The organism is Streptomyces sp. NPDC001668, assembly GCF_042893155.1.
Lineage (GTDB): Bacteria > Actinomycetota > Actinomycetes > Streptomycetales > Streptomycetaceae > Streptomyces.
Genome location: NZ_JBIAUQ010000006.1, coordinates 237781 through 256093, shown reverse-complemented (window position 1 = coordinate 256093; position 18313 = coordinate 237781). Strand labels below are relative to the sequence as shown.

Genomic DNA, 18313 nt, shown 5'->3' with positions numbered 1-18313 from the left:
GGGGGCCGTTCACGGCGGAGATCAGGGCACGGGCGGGACCCGCGGGGCCGGTTCCGTCGGGGACGGCTCCGCTGCTGCCGAGGACGGCTCCGATTCCGCCGGCCCTCGCTCCTCCTGAAGCCCGGGCGCCGCTCCTCCAGGGGCGCCCTCCCGCCCCTCGGAGAGCACCTCCTCCGGCGCCCCCCGCAGCAGCACCGTGAGGAGCCGCACCGCCCCCCTCTTGTGCAACGGGTCGTTGCCGTTGCCGCACTTGGGGGACTGGATGCAGGAAGGGCAGCCGGCGTCGCACTCGCAGGAGGCGATGGCCTGGCGGGTGGCGGTGAGCCAGGCGTGGGCGGTGTGGAAGGCGCGCTCCGCGAAGCCCGCGCCGCCCGGGTGGCCGTCGTAGACGAAGACCGTGGGGAGGAGCGTGTCGGGGTGCAGCGGGATCGACACGCCGCCGATGTCCCAGCGGTCGCAGGTCGCGAAGAGCGGGAGGAGGCCGATGGAGGCGTGTTCCGCGGCGTGCAGGGCGCCGCCGAGGATCTCCGGGTTGATCCGGGCCTCGTCGAGCTGGTTCTCGGTGACGGTCCACCACACCGCGCGCGTGCGGAGCGTACGAGGAGGGAGGTCGAGTTTCGTCTCGCCCAGTACTTCACCGGTGATGAGGCGTCTGCGGAGGAAGGAGACAACCTGGTTGGTGACCTCGACGGAGCCGTAGCACAACCGGCCCTCGCCCCAGGGGACTTCGACGTCCGTCTCCAGGACGGAGATGGCCGTCGTGTCGCGGGCGACCGTCGAGTAGGACGGGTTCGCCTCCTCGACCAGGGCGACCGAGTCCTCCAGGTCCAGGGAGCGGACGAGATAGGTGCGGCCCTGGTGGAGGTGGACCGCGCCCTCGTGGACGGCGGTGTGGGCGGAGCCCGCGTCGACCGTGCCGAGGAGGCGGCCCGTGCCGGACTCGACGATCTGGATGGGGCGGCCGCCCTCCCCGCGGATGTCGGCCAGGTCGGCGGCCGACTCGCGGCGGGTCCAGTGCCAGGCCTTGGTGCGGCGGCGCAGGAGCTTCGCGGACTCCAACTGCGGGAGCAGGTCCGCGCAGGCCGGGCCGAACAGCTCCATGTCCTGGTCGACCAGGGGCAGTTCCGCCGCGGCCGCGCACAGGTGCGGGGCGAGGACGTACGGGTTGTCGGGGTCGAGGACCGTGGACTCCACCGGCTGGTCGAAGAGGGCCTCGGGGTGGTGGACGAGGAAGGTGTCCAGGGGGTCGTCGCGGGCCACCAGGACCGCCAGGGCGCCCTGGCCCCCGCGTCCGGCCCGGCCGGCCTGCTGCCACAGGGACGCGCGCGTGCCGGGGTAGCCGGAGATCAGTACGGCGTCCAGGCCCGAGACGTCGATGCCCAGTTCGAGAGCCGTGGTGGCGGCCAGGCCCAGCAGTTCTCCCGAGTGGAGGGCCTGTTCCAGGGCGCGGCGCTCCTCCGGGAGATAGCCGCCGCGGTACGCCGCCACGCGGCGGGCCAGGGTGCGGTCGACCTCGGCCAGCCGTTCCTGGGCGATCACGGAGATCAGCTCGGCGCCGCGCCGGGAGCGCACGAAGGCGACCGAGCGCACGCCCTGCACGGCGAGGTCGGTGAGGAGGTCGGCCGTCTCCGCCGTGGCCGTACGGCGGACCGGTGCGCCCTTCTCGCCCTGCATCTCGGTGAGCGGGGGTTCCCAGAGGGCAAACACCAGTTCGCCGCGCGGTGAGGCGTCGTCGGCGACCTCGACCACCGGGAGGCCGGTGAGGCGGCGGGCGGCGACCGACGGCTCGGCGGCGGTCGCGGAGGCCAGCAGGAAGACGGGGGAGGAGCCGTAGCGGGCGCAGAGGCGGCGCAGGCGGCGCAGTACCTGGGCGACGTGGGAGCCGAACACGCCCCGGTAGGTGTGGCACTCGTCGATGACGACGTACTTGAGCGCCTTCAGGAAGGAGGACCAGCGGGAGTGGGACGGGAGTATCCCGCGGTGCAGCATGTCCGGGTTGGTCAGCACGTAGTTGGCGTACTGGCGGATCCACTCGCGTTCCTCGAACGGCGTGTCGCCGTCGTAGACCGCGGGGCGCACCGAATTGGCCAGCGGTTGTGAAAGTTCCTTCACCGAGCGGCACTGGTCCGCCGCCAGGGCTTTCGTGGGGGACAGGTAGAGCGTGGTGGCGCCGCGGCCGTTCGGGGCCTCGGAGCCGTCCAGGAGCGTGGAGAGGACCGGCACGAGGTACGCCAGGGACTTGCCGGAGGCGGTGCCGGTGGCGACGACGACCGACTCGCCGTCCAGGGCGTGTTCGGCCGCGCGTGCCTGGTGGGCCCAGGGGTGCTCGATGCCACAGGCCTGGACGGCCGCGATGACCTCCGGGCGGATCCGGTCGGGCCAGACGGCATGCCGACCCGCACGTGGGGGCAAGTGCTCCGTATGAGTGATGCGCGCAGCCCGGCTCGGCCCGGCGGCGAGCCGGTCCAGGACCGTGCTCGGCGCAGGGCGGGAACCGGCGTCCGTCTTGGGTGGATCGGATCGGAGATTCTTGGCCATCGGCACCGAGTGTGTCACTGGCGTGACGGACAATGGGACCAAGGCGTCGTGCACGCCTGCCGGTAAGTGATTGAATGCCATCGCGGCTGGCGAACCGTCCCGGGGGCTCTGCCGAGGTGTCCCGAGGGGCGACCGCTCGATAGCAAGGTGCTGGAGGATCCGTGGACCTGTCCCTGTCGACCGAGACCGTCGGCGATCGCACGATCGTCAGGGTCGGTGGCGAAATCGACGTATATACCGCGCCCAAGCTGCGCGAGCAGCTGGTCGAGCTGGTGAACGACGGCAGTTTCCACCTTGTCGTCGACATGGAGGGCGTGGACTTCCTCGACTCCACCGGTCTCGGCGTGCTGGTCGGCGGCCTGAAGCGTGTGCGTGCCCATGAGGGCTCACTGCGCCTGGTCTGCAACCAGGAGCGCATTCTCAAGATCTTCCGTATCACCGGCCTCACCAAGGTGTTCCCGATCCACACCTCGGTCGAGGAAGCGGTGGCGGCGACCGACTGACCCGTTCCCGGGCCCGTGCCCGGATCGGCAGAAGGACGTCGACAGAAGCAGAAGAGGGGTCCGGGCTTTCGGCGGCCCGGTCCCCCGAGAGCACGCCCGTAGTTCCGAGGGGGACGCATGGCCACCGTTGAACTCCGTTTCAGCGCGCTGCCCGAGCACGTCAGGACCGCCCGACTGGTGGCGGCAGCGGTGGCGCGCAGGTCCGGAGTGGACGAGGCCGTCCTGGACGAGGTCAGACTCGCTGTCGGCGAGGCCTGCACCCGTGCCGTCGGACTGCACCAGAGCGGCGGCATCACCGCGCCGGTCAAGGTGCTGCTGATCGAGGAGGAGAAGCAGTTCTCCATCGAGGTCGGTGACGAGGCGCCGCGTTCGGCCCCGGGTGACCGGGCACCGGGCGCTTCGGGTGAGGACCTCGACGTGGAGACCGAGGAGGACGAGATGGGCCTCGCGGTCATCAGCGGCCTCGTCGACGACGTCGAGGTCACCGCAGGGGAGCACGGCGGACAGATCCGTATGACCTGGCCGACCACGCCGCCGGCCGCAGTGCTTCCCTGATTTTCACCCGTTCGAATCAGATTTCTGTTCGACATGCGGAAGGGCCCCGCCATACCGGTGGGGCCCTTCCGCATGTCGGCGTGGGCTTTCTGTGCCTACAGTGGTCTGGCGCGATGCATGTCGTGAATTGGTTCACGATCTAGAAATCCGTCATGAATGCCCCCGGGGCATTACTGCTTTCAGGTTCTGTAAAGGCGAATTCCGTTTACCGCGCCCTGTTTTGATCAGGGCGGGGTACCTACAATCCGTCCACATCTTGAGCTCAGCCCAAGCGTCAAGGAGGACGAATGGCGGGGCTTTCTACCCCTGATCAGTTGGACCAGCCCACAACAACCCTCGCGGCCGCGGTGCTCACCGACGACAACCGGGTGCTGATCGCGGTCATCGCGGTCGTCGCGCTGGCGGCGCTCGTGGTGGCAGGCGTCCTGGTACGTCAGGTGCTCGCGGCCGACGAGGGCACCGACAGCATGAAAAAGATCGCGAAGGCCATCCAGGAAGGCGCGAACGCCTATCTGGCACGCCAGCTGCGCACGCTCGGCGTATTCGCCGTCGCCGTGTTCTTCCTGCTCATGCTGCTGCCCGCGGACGACTGGAATCAGCGTGCAGGCCGATCCGTGTTCTTCTTGATCGGCGCGGCGTTCTCGGCGGCCACCGGCTATATCGGCATGTGGCTCGCGGTGCGCAGCAATGTGCGCGTGGCCGCGGCGGCGCGAGAAGCCACTCCGGCGGAAGGCGAGCCGGAAAAGGATCTCACCGCCGTCTCCCACAAGGCCATGAAGATCGCTTTCCGTACGGGCGGCGTCGTCGGCATGTTCACGGTGGGGCTCGGTCTGCTGGGAGCCTCCTGCGTGGTGCTGGTGTACGCGGCCGACGCGCCGAAGGTCCTTGAGGGCTTCGGTCTCGGCGCGGCGCTCATCGCGATGTTCATGAGGGTCGGCGGCGGCATCTTCACCAAGGCCGCCGACGTCGGCGCCGACCTGGTCGGCAAGGTCGAGCAGGGCATCCCGGAGGACGACCCGCGCAACGCCGCGACCATCGCCGACAACGTGGGCGACAACGTCGGCGACTGCGCGGGCATGGCGGCCGACCTCTTCGAGTCGTACGCCGTGACGCTGGTCGCCGCGCTGATCCTCGGCAAGGCGGCCTTCGGTGACGCCGGGCTCGCCTTCCCGCTGCTCGTCCCGGCGATCGGCGTGATCACCGCGATGATCGGCATCTTCGCGGTGGCCCCGCGCCGCTCCGACCGCAGCGGCATGTCCGCGATCAACCGCGGGTTCTTCATCTCCGCGGTGATCTCGCTCGTGCTGGTGGCGGTCGCCGTCTTCGTCTACCTGCCCGGCACGTACGCCGACCTCGACGGGGTCACCGACACGGCGATCTCGGGCAAGGACGGCGACCCGCGGATCCTCGCGGTCGTCGCCGTGGCCATCGGCATCCTGCTCGCCGCCGTCATCCAGCAGCTGACCGGCTACTTCACCGAGACCAACCGCCGCCCGGTCCAGGACATCGGCAAGACCTCGCTCACGGGGCCCGCCACCGTCGTCCTCGCCGGGATCTCGATCGGTCTCGAGTCGGCCGTCTACACCGCCCTGCTCATCGGCCTCGGCGTCTACGGGGCCTTCCTGCTCGGCGGTACGTCGATCATGCTGGCGCTGTTCGCGGTGGCGCTGGCGGGCACCGGCCTGCTCACCACGGTCGGTGTGATCGTCGCCATGGACACCTTCGGGCCGGTCTCCGACAACGCGCAGGGCATCGCCGAGATGTCCGGCGACGTCGAGGGCGCGGGCGCGCAGGTGCTCACCAACCTGGACGCCGTCGGCAACACCACCAAGGCCATCACCAAGGGCATCGCCATCGCCACCGCGGTCCTCGCGGCGTCGGCGCTCTTCGGGTCGTACCGTGACGCGATCACGACCGGCGCGCAGGACGTCGGCGAGAAGCTCAGCGGGCCGGGCGCGCCGATGAGCCTGATGATGGACATCTCGCAGCCCAACAACCTCGTCGGCCTGATCGCGGGCGCGGCGGTCGTCTTCCTCTTCTCGGGGCTGGCGATCAACGCGGTGTCGAGGTCGGCGGGCTCCGTGGTCTACGAGGTGCGGCGGCAGTTCCGCGACCATCCCGGGATCATGGACTACAGCGAGGAGCCCGAGTACGGCAAGGTCGTCGACATCTGCACGAGGGACGCCCTGCGGGAACTCACCACCCCCGGGTTGCTCGCCGTGATGGCGCCGATCTTCATCGGGTTCACGCTGGGGGTCGGCGCGCTCGGTTCGTTCCTCGCGGGCGCGATCGGCGCGGGCACCCTCATGGCGGTCTTCCTGGCCAACTCCGGCGGTGCCTGGGACAACGCCAAGAAGCTCGTCGAGGACGGTCACTACGGCGGCAAGGGCAGCGAGGCCCATGCCGCGACCGTGATCGGTGACACGGTCGGTGACCCCTTCAAGGACACCGCGGGCCCCGCGATCAACCCGCTGCTGAAGGTGATGAACCTGGTGGCGCTGCTGATCGCACCGGCGGTGATCAAGTTCAGTTACGGCGACGACAAGAGCATCGGCGTACGGATCTTCATCGCCGTCCTCGCGTTCCTCGTGATCGCCGGCGCGGTCTACGTCTCCAAGCGGCGCGGTATCGCCGTGGGTGACGAAGGCAACGAGAAGAAGGCGGCCAAGTCGGCGGATCCCGCGGTGGTTTCGTAGATCCTCCTCGTCAGGCCCAGCTCAAGGGGCGGGCGGGCGGCGCGCGTTCATGCGCCGCACGCCCGCCCTGTGCGTGCGCGCCGCGCGGCCGTGAGGCTTCTCTCGCTGGGTGTATATGAACATAAACGCGTCTATAAGGAACATTCGGTTCGCGGGTGCGGTGCGGGTCCTGTGTAAGGTCCGGGGGCTGAGAGGCCACGGAAGGGACCGATCCGGTGAACAAGAAGCTCGCGGCCGCACTGTCCGGCGGTGCGGTACTGGTACTGGCACTGACGGGATGCGGTGGCAGCGAGGACAACAAGGAACTCGACGCCTGGGCCAAGAAGGTCTGTGACCTGGTGCCGGCCCAGAACAAGAAGATCACGGCGGCCTACGACGCGATCACCAAGGCGGCCGAGGACACCGAGAGCACCCCGGCGGAGCTCCAGAAGGCCGACTCCCAGGCCTTCCAGGACCTCTCCGACGGTTACAAGGCGCGTGCCACGGTCATCCAGAACGCCGGGGCGCCTCCCGGTGCCGAGGACGGGGCGAAGAAGCTCCAGGAGGCCGTCAAGCAGCTCACGGCCCTCTCGGGGTCGTACGCCGACATGAAGACGCAGGTGGACAAGCTCGACACCAAGGACCAGGCGAAGTTCGCGACCGGTCTGAAGGACGTGTCCGCCGAGATGAAGAAGGTGGAGACGCAGCGCCAGACCGCCCTCGGCGCGCTGAAGGACCTGGAGTCGGGCGACACCAAGCAGGCACTGGCCGAGCAGCCGGGTTGCAAGCAGGCGTCGACTTCGCCGGGGGCGTCGGCGCCGGCGACGGACAGCTGAGGTCATCCGGGGACGGGGGCGGGGGCGCGGGCCGGACGGCTGGTGCGCCTGGGCTGGATGGCTGGGGGCGCGCGGGTCGGACGGCTGGTTGCGGCCGGGCTGCATGGCTGGGGGTGCGCGGGCTGGTGAGCCGCGTCGCTCGGTGAGGCGTGTCGTGCGGTGGGCGCGGGCCACAATGGGGGCGTGAGTACCTCCAGCCTGCCCACGCTGCCCACCGCTCCCGCCTCCGGCCGCTCCGATGTCACCGCGCGGCTGCGGGACGCCCTCCTCGGGGCCTCTTTCACCGCCGACGGCCTGCTCGAACTGCTGGGTGCGCCCGCGTACGCGGCGCTCGCCCGCAGCGAGACCGTGCCCGCGCTCCGGGCGACCCGCGGGGACACTCCGCTGGAGGTGCTCGTACGCCTGTTCCTCCTTCAGCAACCGGTGCTCCACGCGCGCGTGGCGGACGTTCTGCCCGTGGACGCCTGTCTGGAGACCGGCTGGCTCACCCGCGCCGGTGCGGACGAGGTCGCCGCGACGGTGGATGTACGGCCGTACGGCGGACCCGGCGGCGAGGACTGGTTCATCGTGTCGGACCTGGGCTGTGCCGTCGGCGGCGCCGGTGGCATCGGCAGCCGGGACGAGGGCGTCGTCCTCGGGGTCGGCGGTGCCTCCACCACCCTGGCCGGCATCACCGTCCGCACCCCCGTCGGTTCCGCCCTCGACCTCGGCACCGGCTCCGGGATCCAGGCCCTGCACGCCGCACAGCACGCCACGCGCGTGACGGCGACCGACCTCAACCCCCGCGCGCTGCACATCACCGCGCTCACGCTGGCCCTGTCCGGCGCCCCCGCGGCGGATCTGCGGGAGGGCTCGCTGTTCGAGCCGGTCAGGCGAGGGGAGACGTACGACCTCATCGTGTCGAACCCGCCCTTCGTGATCTCGCCCGGTGCCCGGCTGACGTACCGCGACGGCGGGATGGGCGGGGACGATCTGTGCCGCTCGGTCGTTCAGGGGGCGGGGGAGCTGCTGAACGAGGGCGGGTTCGCGCAGTTCCTCGCCAACTGGCAGCACGTCGCGGGGGAGGACTGGCAGGACAGGCTCAGGTCGTGGGTGCCGCGCGGGTGCGACGCATGGATCGTGCAGCGCGAGGTGCAGGACATCACGCAGTACGCCGAGCTGTGGCTCAGGGACGCCGGCGACCACCGGGGCGACCCGGCCGAGTACCAGGCGCTGTACGACGCCTGGCTGGACGAGTTCGAGGCGCGCAAGGTGCGGGCCGTGGGCTTCGGCTGGATCACGCTGCGCAGGACGGGCTCCGCCGTGCCCTCGGTCACCGTGGAGGAGTGGCCGCACCCGGTCGAGCAGCCGCTCGGCGACACCGTACGGGCGCACTTCGAGCGCCTCGACTACCTGCGTGCCAGCGACGACGCGGCCCTGCTGGAGGCGCACTTCAAGCTCGCGCCCGAGATCGTCCAGGAACAGGTCGGGCTGCCCGGTGCGGAAGACCCGGAGCATGTCGTGCTGCGTCAGCACCGAGGGATGCGCCGGGCCACCAAGGTGGACACCGTCGGCGCGGGCTTCGCCGGCGTGTGCGACGGCTCGCTGAGCGCGGGCCGCATTCTCGACGCGATCGCCCAGCTCATGGACGAGGACCCGGTGTCGCTGCGCGACCGTACGCCCGCGCAGATCCGGGTGCTGGTGGAGCAGGGGTTCCTGGAACCGGCGTGACTCCGGCGGGGCGTGCCCTCCGAGGCGGCCCCGCACCCCTGAGACCCCTGAGACCCATGCGTCCGGTCTGGCGGGATTGGCCCCGAAAAGGGCTCCTGTCAGTGGGGCGTGCGAAGCTACCTTCTAGGGACGAACCACGCGTGTTCTCGGGGGAGGCGCGCTGTCTCGGATCTCAGGTCTCGGGGGGAGGCGTGATGGCGGGGGATACGCCGGATCAGGGTGAAGGCAGGATCATCAACGGCCGGTACCGGCTGCTGCGCACGCTCGGCGCGGGTGGCATGGGCCGTGTCTGGCTGGCGTACGACGACGAGCTGGCCTGCGAGGTCGCGATGAAGGAGATCGCGCTTCCGATCGCAGCGCCTGACGCGCCGACGGACAGGGGTGACACAGCCCAGCGCATCGCCCGGGCCCGCGGCGAGGCCCGGCACGCGGCCCGGCTGCGCGGCCATCCGCATGTGGCGACGGTGCACGACGTGGTGGTGCACGAGGGACTGCCGTGGATCGTCATGGAGTTCGTACCGGACGCGATCGACCTCCAGGCTCTCGTACGACGCTCCGGGCCGCTGTCACCCCGGCAGGCGGCCCGTATCGGTCTCGCCGTCCTCGACGCCCTCACCGCGGGACACCGCGTCGGCATCCTCCACAGGGATGTGAAACCGGCCAACATCCTTCTGGCGCCGGACGCTTCGGGCGACCCCCACGCGCGCGTGCTGCTCACCGACTACGGCATCGCCCTCCAGCCCGAGTCCCGCGAACCCCGGCTCACCGCGACCGCAGGCATCCTCGGCACCCCGGGCTATCTCGCTCCGGAGCGCGCGCGGGGCGAGCCGCCCACGCCGGCCGCCGACCTGTTCTCCCTCGGCGCCACGCTGTACGCCGGCGTCGAGGGCCACGGCCCCTTCGACCGCCACGGCGAGTTCGCCACCCTGACAGCCCTGCTGGGCGAGGACCCCACCCCGCCCGTCCGGGCCGGCGAGCTGACGCCGGTGCTGCTGGGACTGCTGGTCAAGGACCCCGTGCGCAGGCTCTCGCCGGAGGGGGTGAAGCGGGGGCTGGAGCGGGTCGCGCAGGGTGGTTCAGGCGCGTGGGGCGGGGTCGCGGGTGCGGTGGCGCAGGGGCAGGGGCAGGGGCCGGGGTTCGGGCCCGGCGGGGGTGGGTTCGGGCCGTCGGCCGGCGGGGGCCGGCGCGCCGCGCCGGGTGCTCCGCGGACGCCGCACACTCCGGCGGGCGCGGACAGGGCCGGTTCCGCAGGGGCCGCAGGAGATCCGGCCGACGGCGGCCTCGGAGCCGCAGGACCGGCCACACCGGGGGCGACGCCCGGCTCGGCACCGCCGTACCGCACCTGGCCACCCGCCGCGGGACAGGCTCCGGAACCGGGCAACCCCTATGCCCAGGAGGCGAGTTCCCCGTACGCGCGCGGCGAGGGCCAGGCCGGTCCTTACGGGAGCGGCGCTCCCTCGCCGTACGCGCAGCCCTACAGCACTACGGCGTCCGTCGGCGGATACGCCGGCCCGGGGGTACCCGGCGCTCCTGGTGCCTCTCACACCCCCGGCACTCCCGGGGACCGACCGCCGTTCTCGCTGTCCGGGGGCGGGATCCAGCACCCGCCCCCGCTCCCGCCCCCACGGCCCGCCGCCAAGAAGCGCCTCGCGCTCACCGCTCTCGTCGTCGGCCTGCTCCTCGTCGTCGCCGGCGGGGCGTGGGCGGTCGTGTCGCTGACCGGGGACGACGGCAAGAAGGACACCGCGACCAAGTCCTCGCCCAGCGCGCGGGCAAGTTCGTCACAGGGGGCGTCGCCCACCGGACCCGTGCTGCCGTACGGCGACGTGGTCGGGCTCGACCAGCCCCTGGAGACCGGCGACTGTGTACAGGCGGTGTGGTCGGGGGCGCCGTTCAGGTCGGCGCCGAACCTGGGGGTCGTGGACTGCGCGGACGACTGGCCGGACGGCCAGGTCGTGGCGGTCGACACGGCCGGCGACTTCGCCGAGGCCAGGGCCCAGGGCGCGAAACGCTGCGCGAACCTGAGCCGGGCCGTCGTGGACGCGCTGCCGGACGCGGCCGGCTACGCCGTCGTACCGACCCAGCAGGGCTTCGGCGCGGCCGGCGGCGGTACGGCATGTCTCGTCCTCGGCCGCCATGCCGCTATCGGCGGTGAGGTGGGCCGCTTCCGGGACCTGGGCACCGACCTGTGGGTCGGTCAGATGAGCGTCGGCGACTGCTGGGTCTACCAGCCGCTCGACGACGGCTACAAGGCGCCGCTCACCGACTGCTCGAAGCCCCATACCGACCAGGTGATCGGCACCGTTCAGGCCCCGGCCGAAATGAGCCACAAGAAGGGCACCGACAACGCGACCAAGTTGTGCGGCAACAAATTCGAGTCGGCCTGGGCACCTGACCAGGAGCGTCTTGTGTACGGCTGGGTGGCCGACGACGACGACTGGAAGAAGGGATTCAACAAGATCGTGTGCACGGTCAGCCTGACCGACAACAAGAAGTCGAGCGGGAAGATACCCCCGCCCGGCGCGGTCTGAATCCGGTCGGTTTTCGTGCCGAATCCGGTGCGCACCCGGTCACAGAAGTGCGGGACGGGTGAGAGGCGGACGAGAACCGAGTGGGATTCGGGCGAGATCCGGACGGGATCCGGACGGGGTCCTGGGGCGGTCGGGGCAGCCGGGGCGGCGGTCCTACGGCCGGTCGCGGGCCGGTCGACGGCCGGTCAGGGGGAGCCCGCGGCCGTGTCGGCGCGGCGTTCACCCGGGGTTCGTCTGCCCGCCGCCCGCACGTGCCAGTCTCCGTCGGAGACACACGGGCGGACGGGAGAAAAGGGGCACGGGGACCATGGAGAGCGAACCGGCGATCTTCGCGGGAACGGTGTTCGCCCTGTTCGGCGGAGGGCTGCTGGTGTGGACCGCGGCCCGGGTACGGCACCGCCGGCCTGTCGCCCACGGTGTGAGTCCCGTCGCATCCGTGACCCTCGCGACGCTGGCCGCGTCGATCGCGCTGACCCTAGGCGCATGGTGCTTCACCCGCCTCTAGGGCGGCTGCCGGGACCACTTCGCGAGCGGGCCGACCAGTAATTGGGGGATCGCCCTCCGGATGAGCCCGAAAAGGCCGGTGGGTACTCCGGGCGGCAGGAATGGCGGTAGTCGGGTTACCGTTCGAGTGGCCGTTGCGGGCTTTTCCCGTTTGACACGGGGGCGGGATGTACCGTCACACTCCGCAAGCGTCCGTATGACCCGACCCCGGGAACCAAGGCCTGGGGAGACCCCAGTGTCGACCGGAGAGAAGAGCGAAGTTGTCCCCGACCAGCGAGACCGCACAGGGCGGCCGCCGACTCGTCATCGTCGAGTCGCCTGCCAAGGCGAAGACGATCAAGGGCTATCTCGGCCCCGGATACGTCGTCGAGGCGAGCGTCGGGCACATCCGCGACCTCCCCAACGGCGCCGCGGAGGTGCCCGAGAAGTACACCGGCGAGGTCCGCCGCCTCGGCGTGGACGTCGAGCACGACTTCGAGCCGATCTATGTCGTCAACGCCGACAAGCGGGCCCAGGTCAAGAAGCTCAAGGACCTGCTGAAGGACTCCGACGAGCTCTTCCTCGCCACCGATGAGGACCGCGAGGGCGAGGCCATCGCCTGGCACCTCCAGGAGGTGCTCAAGCCCAAGGTCCCGGTCAAGCGGATGGTCTTCCACGAGATCACCAAGGCCGCGATCCAGGCCGCCGTCGCCAACCCGCGCGAGCTGAACCAGAAGCTGGTCGACGCCCAGGAGACCCGCCGCATCCTCGACCGCCTCTACGGCTACGAGGTCTCGCCGGTCCTGTGGAAGAAGGTCATGCCGCGCCTGTCGGCCGGCCGTGTCCAGTCCGTCGCCACCCGGCTCGTCGTGGAGCGGGAACGCGAGCGCATCGCGTTCCGTTCCGCCGAGTACTGGGACCTGACGGGCACCTTCGCGACCGGCCGCGCGGGGGATTCGTCGGACCCGTCGTCGCTGGTCGCCCGCCTCCAGACCGTCGACGGCAGGCGAGTGGCACAGGGCCGCGACTTCGACTCCCTGGGACAGATCAAGAGCGCGAACACCCTCCACCTCGACGAGGCGAACGCCCGCGCGCTGGCCGCCGCCCTGGAGCAGACGCGGTTCGCGGTCCGCTCGGTCGAGTCCAAGCCGTACCGCCGCTCGCCGTACGCCCCGTTCCGTACGACGACCCTCCAGCAGGAGGCCTCGCGCAAGCTCGGCTTCGGCGCGAAGGCGACCATGCAGGTGGCCCAGAAGCTGTACGAGAACGGCTTCATCACCTACATGCGTACGGACTCCACGACCCTCAGCGACACCGCCATCACCGCGGCCCGCGCCCAGGTCACCCAGCTCTACGGCGCCGACTACCTGCCCCCGTCCCCGCGCACCTACGCCGGGAAGGTCAAGAACGCGCAGGAGGCGCACGAGGCGATCCGCCCCTCGGGTGACCGTTTCCGCACTCCCGCCGAGACCGGCCTGACCGGCGACCAGTTCAAGCTCTACGAGCTGATCTGGAAGCGCACCGTCGCCTCGCAGATGAAGGACGCGACCGGAAACAGCGTGACCGTGAAGATCGGTGGCACCGCCGCCGACGGCCGCGACGTCGAGTTCAGCGCCTCCGGCAAGACGATCACCTTCCACGGCTTCCTCAAGGCCTACGTCGAGGGCGCCGACGACCCGAACGCCGAGCTGGACGACCGCGAGCGCCGGCTGCCCCAGGTCGCCGAGGGCGACGCCCTGAGCGCCGAGGAGATCACGGTCGACGGGCACGCCACCAAGCCCCCGGCCCGCTACACCGAGGCCAGCCTGGTCAAGGAGCTCGAAGAGCGCGAGATCGGCCGCCCGTCGACGTACGCCTCGATCATCGGCACGATCCTCGACCGCGGCTACGTCTTCAAGAAGGGCACGGCACTCGTGCCGTCCTTCCTGTCCTTCGCCGTGGTCAACCTCCTGGAGAAGCACTTCGGCCGGCTCGTCGACTACGACTTCACCGCCCGCATGGAGGACGACCTCGACCGCATCGCGGCCGGCCAGGCGCAGTCAGTGCCGTGGCTGAGGCGCTTCTACTTCGGTGAGGGCACGGCCACGGGCGGCGCGGCCGAGGCGGGCAACGGCGACGGGGACCACCTCGGCGGCCTCAAGGAACTGGTGACCGACCTGGGCGCGATCGACGCGCGCGAGGTCTCCTCGTTCCCGGTGGGCAACGACATCGTGCTCAGGGTCGGCCGCTACGGCCCGTACATCGAGCGCGGCGAGAAGGACTCCGAGAACCACCAGCGCGCCGACGTGCCCGAGGACCTGGCCCCGGACGAGCTGTCGGTCGAGCTCGCCGAGGAGCTGCTCGCCAAGCCGAGCGGTGACTTCGAGCTCGGCGCCGACCCGGTGACGGGCCACCAGATCATCGCCCGCGACGGCCGCTACGGCCCGTACGTCACCGAGGTGCTCCCCGAGGGCACCCCGAAGACCGGCAAGAACGCCGTGAAGCCGCGTACGGCCTCGCTGTTCAAGTCGATGTCGCTGGACACGGTGACGCTGGAGGACGCCCTCAAGCTGATGTCCCTGCCGCGCGTCGTCGGCACCGACGCCGAGGGCCAGGAGATCACCGCGCAGAACGGCCGCTACGGCCCGTACCTGAAGAAGGGCACGGACTCGCGCTCGCTGCAGACCGAGGACCAGCTCTTCACGATCACCCTCGAAGAGGCGCTGGAGATCTACGCCCAGCCCAAGCAGCGTGGCCGGGCCGCCGCCAAGCCGCCGCTGAAGGAACTGGGCACCGACCCGGTCAGCGAGAAGCCGGTCGTGGTCAAGGACGGCCGCTTCGGGCCGTATGTGACCGACGGGGAGACCAACGCGACCCTGCGCTCCGGCGACAGCGTCGAGGACATCACCCCCGAGCGCGGCTTCGAACTGCTCGCCGAGAAGCGGGCGAAGGGCCCCGCCAAGAAGACGGCGAAGAAGGCGCCCGCGAAGAAGGCACCGGCCAAGAAGGCGCCCGCCAAGAAGGCGACGGCGGCCAAGAAGACCGTCGCGAAGAAGACGACGACGGCTGCGAAGAAGACCACCGCCACCGCGAAGAAGGCGGCGGCCTCGAAGACGGCGTCCGAGGACTGAGTCCGGCGCTGCATCTCCACTGAGGCTTCGCAATGCGAACGTCCCGGCATCACTTTGGTGTCGGGACGTGCGCACGTCAGGACGGGCCCTCCGGGCTGTCGGTGGCTCCCGATAGGCTGAATGCATGACCCGTGCCGAGCAGCCAACGGCCCTTCACCCGGCCCCCGACGACGCCCTGGTCGCGGACTCCCGCGAGCGCGCCGTCCGCGCCCTGCTGCGCAGGCCCCAGCTCAAACGCCTGTGGAGCGCCCAGCTCGTCGGAGGGATCGGCGACACCCTCGCACTCCTGGTGCTGGTGCTGCTGGCCCTTCAGGCGGCGATCGCCGAGGGCTCGTTCGGCGGCGGCTACCGGGGCGTGGCGTTCGCAGTGGCGACCGTCTTCGGTACGCGCATCCTGGCGACGCTGCTCTTCGGCGCCGTCCTGCTCGGCCCGCTGACCTCGCTCACCTCGCAGGAGGGGCCGCTCGACCGCCGCTGGACCATGGTCGGCGCGGACGGGGTCCGGCTCGCGCTGTTCATCGTCGCGCCGCTGTGGATCGACTGGATGCCGGCCGACGCCCTCGCGATGATCCTGGTGACCGGCTTCGTGACCGGGGTCGCCGAGCGCTTCTGGACCGTGTGCCGCGAGAGCGCGGCGCCCGCCCTGCTGCCGGCCCCGCCTCCGGAGGGGGCGACGGTACGGCCGTTGCCGGACCACCTCGACGCACTGCGCCGCCTGTCGCTGCGGACGGCCTTCGTGGCGATCCCGCTCGCCGGCGCCGCGCTCGTCGCCGCGAGCCTGCTCAACAACCTGCTGGGCTCCGGCATCGACTGGTTCGGCCAGCACCAGGCGGCCCTCGCCTCGTACGTCGCGGCCGGGCTGTTCGCCGCGTCCCTGTCCGTGCTGACCTTCCTGGAGCTGCCCGACACCCGCACCCCGCGCGCGCGTTCGCCGCTGGAGGGGCTGCGCCGGCCCAAGACGGGCACCGGCGTCGACAAGGGCCGTACCGGCGCGATCCCGCTGCTGGTGCCGGCCTGCGCGGCCGTCGCCGGGGCGATCGCGGCCGCCGTGGCCGTCTCCGTGCTGCACGCCAAGGACCTGCGCGGCGGCCCGGTCCTGTACGGGCTCATGGTGCTCGCGCTGACCGGCGGTGTCGTGGTCGGTGTCCGTACGGCGCCCAGGGTGCTCGTCTCGCTGTCGCGGCGCCGGCTGCTCGCGCTGGCGATCGCCTTCACCGGCATCGCCCTGCTGGCCGCAGGCCTCGTCCCGGACGTCACCACCGTGCTGCTGATCGACGCGCTGGCCGGTGTCGGCGCGGGCGTGGCCGCCAACACCGGGCACACCCTGCTCGACCAGGAGACCGAGGAGTACCGGCGGGCGCGGACCACCGAGCACCTGCACGCGGTCGTGCGGGTCGGTGTGGCGCTCGGCGCGCTGGTCGCCCCCGTGGTGGCCGCGGCGATCGGACCGCACCGGCTGGTGAACGGCAAGTTCGTGTTCGCGCACGGCGGCGCCGCGTTCACCCTGATGCTGGTCGGCGCCCTGCTGCTGCCGGTGGCCGCGCTGGTGCTCGCCAAGGTCGACGACCGGTCCGGCGTCCCCCTCCGGCACGACCTGCGGGACGCGCTGCTCGGCGGCGACGACCCGGAGACGGTGCCCGCCTCCTCCGGCTTCTTCATCGCCCTGGAAGGCGGGGACGGGGCCGGGAAGTCCACCCAGGCCGAGGCGCTCGCCGAGTGGATCAGGGCCAAGGGGCACGAGGTCGTGGTGACGCGCGAGCCGGGGGCGACCCCGGTGGGCAAGCGGCTGCGGTCGATCCTGCTGGACGTGTCGAGCGCCGGGCTCTCGCACCGCGCGGAGGCGCTGCTGTACGCGGCGGACCGCGCGGAGCACGTGGACACCGTCGTCAGGCCCGCCCTCGAGCGCGGCGCGGTGGTGATCTCCGACCGGTACATCGACTCCTCGGTGGCGTATCAGGGCGCCGGGCGCGACCTGTCCCCGACGGAGATCGCCCGCATCAACCGCTGGGCGACGGACGGTCTGGTGCCGCATCTGACGGTCCTGCTGGACGTGTCCCCGGAGATCGCCCGCGAGCGGTTCACCGAGGCGCCGGACCGGCTGGAGTCGGAGCCCGCGGAGTTCCACGCGCGCGTGCGGTCCGGATTCCTCACGCTGGCCGCCGCCGACCCCGGCCGGTACCTGGTCGTGGACGCGGGACAGGAGCCCGAGGCCGTCAGTACCGTCGTACGCCATCGCCTCGACCAGATGCTGCCGCTGTCCGAGCAGGAGATCCGGGAGCAGGAGGAGGCCCGCCGCAAGGCGGAGGAAGAGGCGCGGCGCAAGGCCGAGGAAGAGGCCGCGCGCAAGGCCGAGGAGGAGCGCCTGGAGCGGGAGCGCCAGGAGCAGCTCGCCCGGCTGAAGGCCGAGGAGGAGGAGCGCAAGCGGCGCGAGCTGGAGGAGGCCCAGCGTCGCGAGGCCGAACGCCAGGCCGAGGAGGCCAGGCTGCGGGCCGAGGAAGCACGCAGGCGGGCCGAGGAGGAGCGGGCACGGCTCCTCGCCGAGGAGAAGGCACGCGCGGAGGAAGAGGCTCGGCGCAAGGCCCAGGAGGAGGCCGCCCGCAAGCGGGCCGAGGAGGAGGCGCGACTGCGCGCCGAGGCCGAGGAGCGGCGGCTGGAGAAGCAGCGCAAGGCCGAGGAGGCGTTGCTGCGGGCGGAGGAGGCCCGGCGGCTCGCCGAGGCCGCTGCCGCGGCGGCGGAGGAGGGGCCCAAGCAGGCCGCCACTCCCGCTGCGGGGATGGACGCGGCCACCGTGCCCACGCCTGTCGTGACGCCGACGAACGCGTCGGGCGGTCCGGCGGACGAGACGGCGGTGCTGCCTCGGATCCGGATGGACAAGGGCGAGGAGGACGGCGGTGAGCCGGACTCCGGCTCCGGTGCGGCCGACTCCGAGGTGACGGCCGAGCTGCCTCAGCCGCCGGTTCCTCCGGGTGCTGCGGAGGAGACCGCTGTGCTGCCGCCGGTTCCTCCAGGGGCCGCTGACGAGACGGCCGTGCTGCCGCCGGTGTCGGGGGACGGCCCCGCGGACCGGGTGCCGCCGGGGTACTTCCGGGACGAGGAGCGGACGCGGGAGCTGCCGCAGGTCGACGAGCAGGGGACACCTCGGCGGAGGGCCCGGTCGGACTGGGCCGAGGAGACGCCGTTGGACGATCTGCCCTCGCTGGCCGACGAGTTGCTCGGGCCGCATGACGACGGGTATGGAGACGGGCGGCGTCGGGGGCGGTAAGGGCCGTCTTCCGGGTGGGGGTTCGTCGCCCCCACCCGGACCGTGCCCGCCCACCGACCGTCGGCCCGTTGTCAGTGGTCGCCCCCACAATGGACCCAACGCACGAAGCA

Annotated in this window: 10 protein-coding genes; 9 read left to right on the top strand and 1 reads right to left on the bottom strand. The window is 71.6% G+C overall.

The genetic code is table 11. The features are described 5' to 3' along the window. Window positions 1–21 precede the first annotated feature (21 nt). Window positions 22–2619, bottom strand: coding sequence for a DEAD/DEAH box helicase (locus ACFYZ8_RS20835; RefSeq protein ID WP_388537496.1), 2598 nt, complete (start codon window positions 2617–2619; stop codon window positions 22–24). Between the two features lie 80 nt (window positions 2620–2699). On the opposite strand from ACFYZ8_RS20835, the gene bldG reads away from it, so the two are divergent. The 9 genes from bldG (at window position 2700) to tmk (ending at window position 18203) form a co-directional block, all read left to right on the top strand. Next, window positions 2700–3041, top strand: coding sequence for an anti-sigma factor antagonist BldG (bldG, locus tag ACFYZ8_RS20830; RefSeq protein ID WP_006132569.1), 342 nt, complete (start codon window positions 2700–2702; stop codon window positions 3039–3041). Between the two features lie 117 nt (window positions 3042–3158). After that, window positions 3159–3596 carry an ATP-binding protein gene (locus tag ACFYZ8_RS20825; protein WP_359030644.1) on the top strand — a complete coding sequence of 146 codons (438 nt, stop codon included), beginning with the start codon at window positions 3159–3161 and terminating at the stop codon, window positions 3594–3596. A gap of 287 nt (window positions 3597–3883) precedes the next feature. Continuing rightward, on the top strand, window positions 3884–6292 hold the full coding sequence (locus ACFYZ8_RS20820) for a sodium-translocating pyrophosphatase (protein ID WP_359030645.1): 2409 nt from the start codon (window positions 3884–3886) through the stop codon (window positions 6290–6292). 215 nt (window positions 6293–6507) lie between these two features. After that, window positions 6508–7107 carry a small secreted protein gene (locus ACFYZ8_RS20815; protein WP_388537494.1) on the top strand — a complete coding sequence of 200 codons (600 nt, stop codon included), beginning with the start codon at window positions 6508–6510 and terminating at the stop codon, window positions 7105–7107. A 183-nt stretch (window positions 7108–7290) separates the two neighbouring features. Further along, window positions 7291–8817, top strand: coding sequence for a methyltransferase (locus ACFYZ8_RS20810; protein WP_388537492.1), 1527 nt, complete (start codon window positions 7291–7293; stop codon window positions 8815–8817). Between the two features lie 194 nt (window positions 8818–9011). Beyond that, entirely contained in the window at window positions 9012–11348 is a 2337-nt protein-coding gene (locus tag ACFYZ8_RS20805) for a protein kinase (RefSeq protein ID WP_388537490.1), read from the top strand. Window positions 11349–11655: 307 nt separating this feature from the next. After that, on the top strand, window positions 11656–11853 hold the full coding sequence (locus ACFYZ8_RS20800; RefSeq protein ID WP_359030649.1) for a hypothetical protein: 198 nt from the start codon (window positions 11656–11658) through the stop codon (window positions 11851–11853). A 259-nt stretch (window positions 11854–12112) separates the two neighbouring features. Then, window positions 12113–14941 (top strand): type I DNA topoisomerase, encoded by a 2829-nt coding sequence (topA, locus tag ACFYZ8_RS20795; protein WP_388537488.1) that lies wholly within the window; start codon window positions 12113–12115, stop codon window positions 14939–14941. Window positions 14942–15065: 124 nt separating this feature from the next. Further along, on the top strand, window positions 15066–18203 hold the full coding sequence (gene tmk / locus ACFYZ8_RS20790) for a dTMP kinase (RefSeq protein ID WP_388537486.1): 3138 nt from the start codon (window positions 15066–15068) through the stop codon (window positions 18201–18203). Window positions 18204–18313: the final 110 nt, after the last annotated feature.

Coding starts and splice junctions, on each gene's coding strand:
- ACFYZ8_RS20835 (WP_388537496.1), bottom strand. CDS start 2,619: ATGGCATTCAATCACTTACCGGCAGGCGTGCACGACGCCTTGGTCCCA.
- ACFYZ8_RS20820 (WP_359030645.1), top strand. CDS start 3,884: ATGGCGGGGCTTTCTACCCCTGATCAGTTGGACCAGCCCACAACAACC.
- ACFYZ8_RS20825 (WP_359030644.1), top strand. CDS start 3,159: ATGGCCACCGTTGAACTCCGTTTCAGCGCGCTGCCCGAGCACGTCAGG.
- ACFYZ8_RS20800 (WP_359030649.1), top strand. CDS start 11,656: ATGGAGAGCGAACCGGCGATCTTCGCGGGAACGGTGTTCGCCCTGTTC.
- tmk (WP_388537486.1), top strand. CDS start 15,066: ATGACCCGTGCCGAGCAGCCAACGGCCCTTCACCCGGCCCCCGACGAC.
- ACFYZ8_RS20805 (WP_388537490.1), top strand. CDS start 9,012: ATGGCGGGGGATACGCCGGATCAGGGTGAAGGCAGGATCATCAACGGC.